Origin of the sequence: Streptomyces sp. NPDC058464, from assembly GCF_042721035.1 — a bacterium.
Classification (GTDB): domain Bacteria; phylum Actinomycetota; class Actinomycetes; order Streptomycetales; family Streptomycetaceae; genus Streptomyces.
Map to the genome: position 1 here is coordinate 273,968 of NZ_JBHXMA010000002.1, position 8,948 is coordinate 282,915.

The 8,948-nt window shown below is 73.0% G+C and carries 7 protein-coding genes; 5 read left to right on the top strand and 2 right to left on the bottom strand.

The annotated features are described in order from the left end of the window. Positions 1 to 214: 214 nt before the first annotated feature. The 5 genes from ACFWPQ_RS04255 (at position 215) to ACFWPQ_RS04275 (ending at position 5,742) form a co-directional block, all read left to right on the top strand. Positions 215 to 1,198, top strand: coding sequence for a substrate-binding domain-containing protein (locus ACFWPQ_RS04255; protein WP_384029760.1), 984 nt, complete (start codon positions 215 to 217; stop codon positions 1,196 to 1,198). A 107-nt stretch (positions 1,199 to 1,305) separates the two neighbouring features. After that, entirely contained in the window at positions 1,306 to 2,979 is a 1,674-nt protein-coding gene (locus tag ACFWPQ_RS04260; protein ID WP_384029762.1) for a hypothetical protein, read from the top strand. A 129-nt stretch (positions 2,980 to 3,108) separates the two neighbouring features. Then, complete coding sequence (locus ACFWPQ_RS04265; protein ID WP_384029764.1) at positions 3,109 to 4,071, top strand: sortase; 963 nt, start codon at positions 3,109 to 3,111, stop codon at positions 4,069 to 4,071. A 34-nt stretch (positions 4,072 to 4,105) separates the two neighbouring features. Further along, a complete protein-coding gene (locus ACFWPQ_RS04270; protein ID WP_384029766.1) occupies positions 4,106 to 4,966 on the top strand; it encodes a phosphate ABC transporter ATP-binding protein in 861 nt (286 codons plus the stop codon). Next, positions 4,963 to 5,742, top strand: a complete 780-nt coding sequence (locus tag ACFWPQ_RS04275) for a hypothetical protein (protein WP_384029768.1) — start codon at positions 4,963 to 4,965, stop codon at positions 5,740 to 5,742. Before ACFWPQ_RS04270 ends, ACFWPQ_RS04275 begins: the two co-directional genes overlap by 4 nt. Positions 5,743 to 5,746: 4 nt before the next feature. Here ACFWPQ_RS04275 and ACFWPQ_RS04280 read toward each other — a convergent pair whose 3' ends face one another. Beyond that, positions 5,747 to 6,934, bottom strand: coding sequence for a hypothetical protein (locus ACFWPQ_RS04280; protein WP_384029770.1), 1,188 nt, complete (start codon positions 6,932 to 6,934; stop codon positions 5,747 to 5,749). A 146-nt stretch (positions 6,935 to 7,080) separates the two neighbouring features. Then, the gene (locus ACFWPQ_RS04285) at positions 7,081 to 8,712 is read right to left on the bottom strand and encodes a phospho-sugar mutase (RefSeq protein WP_384029772.1); all 1,632 of its coding nucleotides are present in this window, start codon (positions 8,710 to 8,712) and stop codon (positions 7,081 to 7,083) included. Between the last annotated feature and the right edge of the window lie 236 nt (positions 8,713 to 8,948).

Consider the following 8,948-nt stretch of genomic DNA (forward strand, 5'->3'; position numbering starts at 1 on the left):
CCCCGGAAAGGAGAATCCGTGCACCGCTCGGTGAACTCCCTTGGATTCACCTAGGAAACGGACTCGTAACCTGAAGGCCGGCTTCAATTAGTGGCCGCTGGTCCGGGTCTGCGGAATTGTTCTGCGTGGCCGGCCGACGGGCCGGTGGCGAAAAAAGAATCCGGATTTGCTTGCACGTCCATTGCTTGATCCGTTTCAACGGAGGAGAACTCAAGTGAACGTCAAGTCCCGCGTGCGTATCGGTGCCGCCGTCGGTGCGGTTGCCCTGGGCCTGGGCGCCCTGGCCGCTCCCGCCGCCTACGCCGACCCGACCTCGGCCACCGACTACCGTCAGCTGGCCGGTGTCGGCTCCGACACGACCCAGGACGTGATGAACGCTCTGGGCAACGCGATCACGAACAGCAACGGCAAGGTCATCGCCTCCTGGAACGCCACGGGCACCAGCCCGATCACGACCAAGGCCACCGGCAGCTGCACCATCACCCGCCCCGACGGCTCCGGCGCCGGCATCACCGCGCTGAACACCGCTCTGGACGGCAGCACCGGCTGTGTGGACTTCGCCCGTTCCTCGCGCGGCCCGAACAACACCACCACCACGGACCTGACCTTCATCCCGTACGCCAAGGACGCGGTGTCCTGGGTGAAGCAGGACGGCAGCGCCCTGCCGGACGACCTGACCACGGCCCAGCTCAAGGCCATCTACGAGTGCACCCTGACCTCGCTCAACGGTGTCACCCTCACCCCGATCCTGCCGCAGTCGGCCTCGGGCACCCGCGCCTTCTTCCTCAGCTCCATCGGCGTGACGACCCCCGGCTCCTGCGTCACCTCGAACTCCACCATCCAGGAGAACGACGGCTCGATCGTCGACAGCGCGGGCGACATCTTCCCGTACTCCGTGGCCCAGTACACCGCCCAGGAGACCTCCGTGGTGGACGACCGCCGCGGTGACGCCGTGCTCGGCTCGGTGAACGGTGTGGTCCCGCGCAACGAGGACGACCTCTCCCTGAACCTCTCCTTCCCCTACCTGCGGAACGTCTACAACGTCGTCCCGACCGCCAAGCTGTCCGACTCGCTGATCGCGGACACCTTCGTGGGCACCGGCTCGAAGGTCTGCGCGAACACCAGCACCATCACCGACTACGGCTTCGGCGCCCTCGGCAGCGACTGCGGCAGCACGACCCTCAAGGGCGAGAGCTGATCACCGTCCCATAGCCGCGCAACGGCCGGGCACCCCACGGGTGTCCGGCCCTGTCGGCGTACTCATCCACTTCATCCACGGCCGAGACCCCGCGGGGGGACCACCACATGAATCACCGTCTCGCACCACTCAGATCACCGGTGGCGCTGCTGACCGGCATCGCGCTGCTGTGCGCCGCCCTGGCCGGGGTCCTCGCCTTCTCGGGCCGGGCCCATGCCGCCACCCAGCTCGGCAAGTTCACGCTCTCACCCACCACGGGCAGCATCTCGACCTACCCCATGGTCACGTCGGTGACGACGACCGCCGGCTGCCCGGACGACACCGTCGGCAAGGCGGCCATCCTCAAGGTGTTCAGCCCCACGAGCGACACCACCCAGGCCACCCTCGGCCAGGGCGCCACCAAGATCGTGGCCGGCACGGCTCCGTTCACGATGAGCGTGACGACCCTGGCCGCGGCGAAGAGCCTGGAGGCACGGCTGCGCACCTGGATCCCCGACGGATCCCTCGACGGCACCTACACCCTGGGGCTGGGCTGCGGCGGCGGCACCGACGTCCCGGTCTTCCTCGCCAAGGTCCGCATCACCGGCGACACCTGGACCCTGCTCGAACAGCAGGCCACCACGCTCGCCGTGAGCGCGGCCTCCGGAGTAGCCGTGGGCGGCGACCTCAAGCTCACCGCCACGGTGTCGCCCGCGTCGGCGGCCGGCTCCGTGGAGTTCAAGAACGGCGACACGTCGCTCGGCACCGCGCAGGTCACGAACGGCACCGCCGAACTCACGGTCAAGGCCCCCGCGATCGGCGGCCCGCTGCCCTTCAGCGCCGTGTTCACCCCCACCGACGCCGACTCCTACTCCGGCGCCGAGGCGAGCGGGACCGCGAACATCGACTACGTCGTCTCCGCCAAGGACGCCGACGGCACCGCCCTCGGCGACAAGCCGACCCTGTACGTCGGCCAGAAGGTGAAGGTCACCGTCAAGGGCTTCACCCCGGCGGCCGCCGCACACGTGACGCTCTCCAACTCCACCGCGACCTTCGCGGACGTGACAGCGAACGCCGACGGCGCCGTGGCGGACTACGCGTTCACCGTGCCCAACGCCCTGACCAACGGCGACCACGCCCTGAACTTCTCCGAGAAGTCCGGCATCTACGCCGCCTTCGACTTCGTCAGCACCGACCAGGCCCCCTCCAGCCCCTCCCCCTCGGACGACCCCGACCTCACGGTCACCGACGAGGACGGCAACACCCTCGGCACCGACCCCGACCTCGAAGCCGGCCAGAAGGTGAAGATCACCGCCCGCGGCTACACCGCGAGCGCCGCGGTCAAGGTCACCCTCGCCGACAGCGACTCCACCTTCGAGGACGCCAAGGCGAACGCCGACGGCACCGTGGCGGACTACGCGTTCACCGTCCCCGAGGACATCGCGGACGGCGACCACACGCTCACCCTCGCCGAGGACAAGACCGACGGGCACAGCGTGGACTTCGCCTTCACGACCGGCTCCGACGACTCCAGCGAGTCCCCCGAGCCCAGCGCCTCCGCCTCCGACTCCAGCGGCACGGACACGGGCGGTACCGGCAGCGGTGGTTCGGACACGGGTGGCTCCAACGGCGGTGACAGCGGTGGCTCCGGCGGCGGTGGCTCCATGGCCTCGACCGGCGCCCAGGTCGGCGCGATCGGTCTGGCCTCCCTCGCGTTCCTGTCCGCCGGTGGCGCGCTCGTGCTCCACATGCGCCGCAAGGGACTGCTGACCTTCGGCGGCGACACCCCGCAGCACCACTGACCGGCCGGACGGCCGACCCGGCCGACCTGGCCGACGGGACGGCCCGGGGGCGCGCGCCGACGCGCCTCCGGGCCCGCCCCGTCCCCACAGCAAGCCGCAGAACACCCTCCGCTTCGAGGAGCGCAGCCCGTGACCACCCTCGCCCCGCCCCCGGCCAACGCCTCGGCGCCCGCCGACGGACCGCCCGCCCCGCCACCGCCCCCGCCGACCACCGAGCCGCGCCAGGAGACCCCGCGGCCCCCCGCCCGCCCCGGGCTCGCACTCGCCGGGGCGGCCCTGTGCGTTCTCGCCGCCGTGCTCCTCGGCTTCGCCGCGAACCTCACCATCGTCGGCCACCTCCAGCACGCCCGCGACCAGCAGACCGCCTACGACGAACTGCGCAAGGAACTCGCCCTGGGCACCGCCCCCGTGGGCCAGCGCGACTACGAGGGCAAACTGCTGAAGGCGGGTGCGCCCGTCGCCCTGCTGCGCGTCCCCGCCCTCGGCCTGAAGGAGGTCGTCGCCGAGGGGACCACCTCCGAGGTGCTGATGGCGGGGCCGGGACACCGGAGGGACACCCCGCTGCCCGGTCAGGCCGGGACCGCGGTGATCATGGGCCGCCAGTGGGGATACGGCAGCCCGTTCCACGACCTGCACCAGCTGCCCGTCGGCAGCCGCGTCGAGATCACCACCGGCCAGGGCAAGGCGGTCTACGAGGTCACCGGCATCCGCCGGGCCGGCGACGCCCTGCCCGCCCCGGTCGCCGAGGGGCAGGGCCGGCTCACCCTCATCACCGCGACCGGGGCGCCGTACACCCCGAGCGGGGTGCTCCGGGTCGACGCCAAGCTGGTCACGGCCGTGCAGCCCAACCCGCCGCGCGATCTGCGCGCGGGCTGGATCACCGACTCCGAACAGGCCCTCGGCACCGACTCCGGTGCCTGGCTCGGCGTCTTCCTGTGGACCCAGGGCCTGCTGCTCGCCGCACTGCTCGCGGTGGTCTCCTTCCGCGTCTGGGGCCGCTGGCAGACCTGGATCTGCGCGGGCCCGCTGCTGCTCGCGCTGGGCCTCGCCGACTCCCAGTCCATCACGGCACTGCTGCCCAACCTGCTCTGAACCACCGCACGCTGAAGGGGAGTTGACCCACCGCATGACCGAGAACACCGATCTCGTCGACACCGTCGTCCAGCCGCCCGTCGAGGCCGGCCGTGGCGGCGGACCCCGCTTCGGGGACGGCCCCGCCACCCTGCGCGCCGACGCCGTCTCCGCCTGGTTCGGCGACCACAAGGTCCTCGACCGGGTCTCGCTCACCATGCCCGCGCGCCAGGTCACCGCGCTCATCGGCCCCTCCGGCTGCGGCAAGTCGACCTTCCTGCGCATCCTCAACCGGATGCACGAACTGATCGGCTCGGCCTCGCTGGCCGGCCGCGTGCTCCTCGACGAGGTGGACATCTACGACCGCGGCCGGCGCATCACCCACGCCCGCCGCGAGATCGGCATGGTCTTCCAGAAACCCAACCCCTTCCCGGCCATGTCGATCTACGACAACGTCGTCGCCGGGCTGCGACTCAACGCCATCAGGGCCTCCCGCGACGGCAAGGACGACCTGGTCGAGGAGTGCCTCACCAAGGCGGGTCTGTGGAAGGAGGTCAGGGACCGGCTCCGGCAGCCCGGCGGCGCGCTCTCCGGCGGCCAGCAGCAGCGGCTGTGCATCGCCAGGTCGCTCGCGGTACGGCCGCGCGTGCTGCTGATGGACGAGCCCTGCTCGGCGCTCGACCCGACGTCCACCCGCCGGATCGAGGAGACCATCCACGACCTCAAGGACGAGGTGACGATCGTCATCGTCACCCACAACATGCAGCAGGCCGCCCGCGTCTCCGACAACTGCGCCTTCTTCCTCGCCTCGCACGGCACGCCCGGCGTGATCGTCGAACACGGCGACACCCACGCTATGTTCAACTCGCCCCAGGACGAGAGGACTTCGGACTACGTCAACGGACGCTTCGGGTGACGGGGCGGCCGCGGGCAGGTGCCGGCCGGGGCGCCGGGGGGCTGGTGGCGGGGCTGGTGGCGCTGGTGGTGGTGCTCGTCGCCGGGTGCGAGGGCGGGGGCGGGGCCGGGGTGGGAGCGGGGGCGCGGGTCTCGCACACCGCGGACCGGGTCTCCGCGGACTCGGGGCCGGTGACGCCGTCGTCGCCGGGTCCCTCGGCGTCCGCCTCCGCTCCGGCCTCCCTCGCGCCGCCCGTGCGCCGTACCCCGCGGCCCGGCACGTCCGGTGCCTCCCCGAGCGCGGACGGCCGGGTGCCCGGGCCGGATCTGTCCCGTCGGGTGCCGGTCACGTCGTCCCGGCGTCCGAGCGCCTCCGCTTCCCCCTCCGCCTCCGCCGCGTCGAGGGTCGCCGCGGGTGCGGCCGGGCGACCGGGCGGCACCGGTATCCGGATCGGCACCTGGTCCGCGGGGGTGATCCGCGGCGGGCAGGACGAGGTGGACGCCTGCCAGGACGCCGTGCAGTGGGCGGGGCCCACCATCGGCACCGAGGACGGCTACGAGATGCGGACCGTCGTGATCGTCGGTCACGACTACTGCGGGTTCGACCTGTTCGCCACCCTCCGCGTCGGCACCAGGGTCACCGTCAGCAGTCCGCGGGGCACCTGGACGTACACGGTGTACGCGAACTACGTCACCCCCGGCCGCGGCGCCCCGGCCGCCGGGCTCTACTGGGGCGACCTCACCCTCCAGTCGTGCGTGGGACCGGACACCGGGTTCAGTTACCTGGTGCGGGACTGAGCGGTCACGGGGCGCTCGGCCACACCAGGAGCATGTACGCCCCGCAGTACGCCGAGCCCGCGACCGCCGCCGTCAGGGCGAGCACGCGTACCCGTGTCGAGGCACGGGCCAGGTACCCGGCCACCGGCAGCAGGAGGGGGAAGCCGGGGAGGAGGAAGCGGGCGCGGGGGAAGTAGACGCCGCCGCTGGCCGCCACGATCACCAGCAGGACCGCGCTGAAGACGAGGAGCGGGAGCGGTTGGCGGTCGGCCGCGGCCAGTCCGAACAGGACGACGGAGACCAGCATCGTCAGGCTCACCACGACCAGGAACAGCTCCGGCCGCGAGACCTGCCCGAACAGGTGCCGCAGCCAGTGCAGGGTCTCGGCGCCGCCGTCCAGCTCGTTGTGCCACATCCGCTGTACGGCGAAGTAGCCGTCCCAGCGGTGGAGTCTGAGGCCCACCCAGCCGACGTACCCGCACCAGCCGAGCGGGGCCAGCAGGGCCGCCGTCAGGGCGCGGGGCGAGAAGCGGGTGCGCAGGGAGAGCAGGGCGGTGACGGTGACGGCGGCGGCCACGGCGATGCCGGTCGGCCGGGTCAGGCCGGCGAGCACCGAGCCGGCCGCCGCGTACAGCCAGCGCCCGGTCAGCACCGCGTACAGCGTCCAGGCGGCGAACGCCGTGAAGAGGGACTCGGTGTAGCCCATCCACTGGACCAGTCCGACCGGGTACGCCGCCCAGAGCACGGTGAGCAGCACGCCGACCCGGCGGCCGGCCAGCCGGTCGCCCACCGCGAACACGCCCCAGGCCGCGAAGAGCGACGCCAGCCACGCGAGGGCCAGGCCGGTGCTGGCCCGGGTGCCCGGGGTCAGCACCGCGACGGCCTTCACCAGGAGCGGGTACAGCGGGAAGAACGCCAGGTTGTTGTGGTCGTACGCGGTGCCGAGCAGGTGGGCGTACCCGTGGTCCGCGATGCCGAGGTACCAGCGGGAGTCCCACTGCGTCGCCAGCATCGGCCACACCCCGTGGTGGCGCCGGTGCGCCCACCCGGCGAGGAACACCAGCCCGGCGAGCCGTACGGCGAGGTACGCGGCGAGTGCGGGAGCCGCCCGGCGCAGCGCGTGCCGGGGGGCGGCGGTCGCGGTGGGGAGGTGGGGTCGTCGGGTGCCCGGGATGTGCCCGCGCGGGGCGGTGTCGGGGGCGGTCGAGGACACGGCGGCGGCTCCAGTACGACGGCTGCGGCGGGCGGTACCGGATCACCGTTCCCCGGGAGCCGGGGTGGGGCGCGGTGGGTGGGTCGGTCGCCGTCGCGAAATCACCCGTAGGGGTGCCCCCTGGCGGAGAGGCACCCCTACGGGTGTCAGATGCCGGCCGCCGCGGAGAGATCCCGCTTGATCTCGGCCAGGGTCCGGGTGGCCTGTGCACGGGCCGTGGGGAGGGCGGTGTGGTCGGCCACGGGGACCACCACCTCCAGGTAGCACTTCAGCTTGGGCTCGGTGCCGCTGGGGCGGACGATGACCCGGGCGCCGGTGAGGGTGTAGCGGAGGCCGTCGGTGGGGGGCAGTGTGGCGGTGCCCCGGGTGAGGTCCTCGGCCTTGGTGACGGGGAGGCCCGCGAGTGCGGTCGGGGGGTGCTCGCGGAGCGTCTGCATGGCCCGGGCGATGACGGAGAGATCCTCGACGCGGACCGAGAGCTGGTCGGTGGCGTGCAGGCCGTGCTCCACCGCGAGGTCGTCGAGGAGGTCGAGGAGGGTGCGGTTCTCCTCCTTGAGGACCGAGGCGAGCTCGGTGATCAGGAGGGCCGCGGTGATGCCGTCCTTGTCGCGGACGCCGTCCGGGTCGACGCAGTAGCCGAGGGCCTCCTCGTAGCCGTAGCGCAGGCCGTCGACGCGGGCGATCCACTTGAAGCCGGTGAGGGTCTCCTCGTAGGGCAGGCCGGCCTTCTCGGCGATGCGGCCGAGGAGGGAGGAGGAGACGATCGACTCGGCGAAGACGCCGGTGGCGCCGCGGCGGACCAGGTGGGCGGCGAGGAGGGAGCCGACCTCGTCGCCGCGGAGCATGCGCCATGCGCCGTTGTCCTTGACGGCGGCGGCGCAGCGGTCGGCGTCCGGGTCGTTGGCGATGATCAGGTCGGGGTCGGTCTCGCGGGCCTTCGCGAAGGCGAGGTCCATCGCGCCGGGCTCTTCCGGGTTGGGGAAGGCGACGGTCGGGAAGTCGGGGTCCGGGTCGGCCTGTTCGGTGACGAGGGTGGGGGCGGGGAAGCCGGCGCGGGCGAAGGCGGCGAGGAGGGTGTCCTTGCCGACGCCGTGCATGGCCGTGTAGACCGTGCGGGCGGTGCGGGGGGAGGTGGGGGAGAGGACGGCGTCCGTGCGGGCCAGGTAGGCGTTCAGGACGGTGTCGTCGAGGGTCTCCCAGCCGGTGTCGGGGCGGGGGACCTCGTGGAGGCTCGCGATCGCCTGGATTTCGGCGGCGATCTCCGCGTCGGCGGGCGGGACGATCTGGGAGCCGTCGCCGAGGTAGACCTTGTAGCCGTTGTCGCGGGGCGGGTTGTGGCTGGCGGTGACCTCCACGCCGGCGACCGCGCCCAGGTGCCGTATGGCGAACGCCAGGACCGGGGTGGGGAGGGGGCGGGGGAGTACGACGGCGCGGAGGCCGGCGCCGGTCATCACGGCGGCGGTGTCGCGGGCGAAGTCGGCGGACTTGTGGCGGGCGTCGTAGCCGATCACTACGGTGCCGGTGCCGTGGCCCTGCTTCCTGAGGTACGCGGCGAGGCCGGCGGCGGCGCGGATGACGACGGAGCGGTTCATGCGCATCGGGCCGGCGCCGAGTTCGCCGCGCAGGCCGGCGGTGCCGAACTGGAGGGTGCCGCTGAAGCGGGCCGACAGTTCGGTGAGGTCACCGGCCTCGATGAGCTTGGCGAGCTCGTCGCGGGTCTCCGGGTCGGGGTCCTCGGACTGCCAGGCTCGGGCCCGGGCGGTGAGATCGTCGTGCACGGTCGTCGTCCAACCTCTCGTGGTGTGCCTGCGGCGCATGCGCGGCTTCGGTGGGGGTGCGCGTGGCGCCTACGGTTCGGGGGTGGGTCGGGGCCGGGGGGGGGGGGGTGGGGGGGGTTGTGGTGGTTGGGGGGGGGGGGGGGGTGCCCCCCCCCCCCCCCCCCGGCGGGGGGGGGGGGGGGGGGCCGGCGGGGGGCGGGGGGGGGGGGGGGGCCGCCCCCCCCCCCCCCATCACC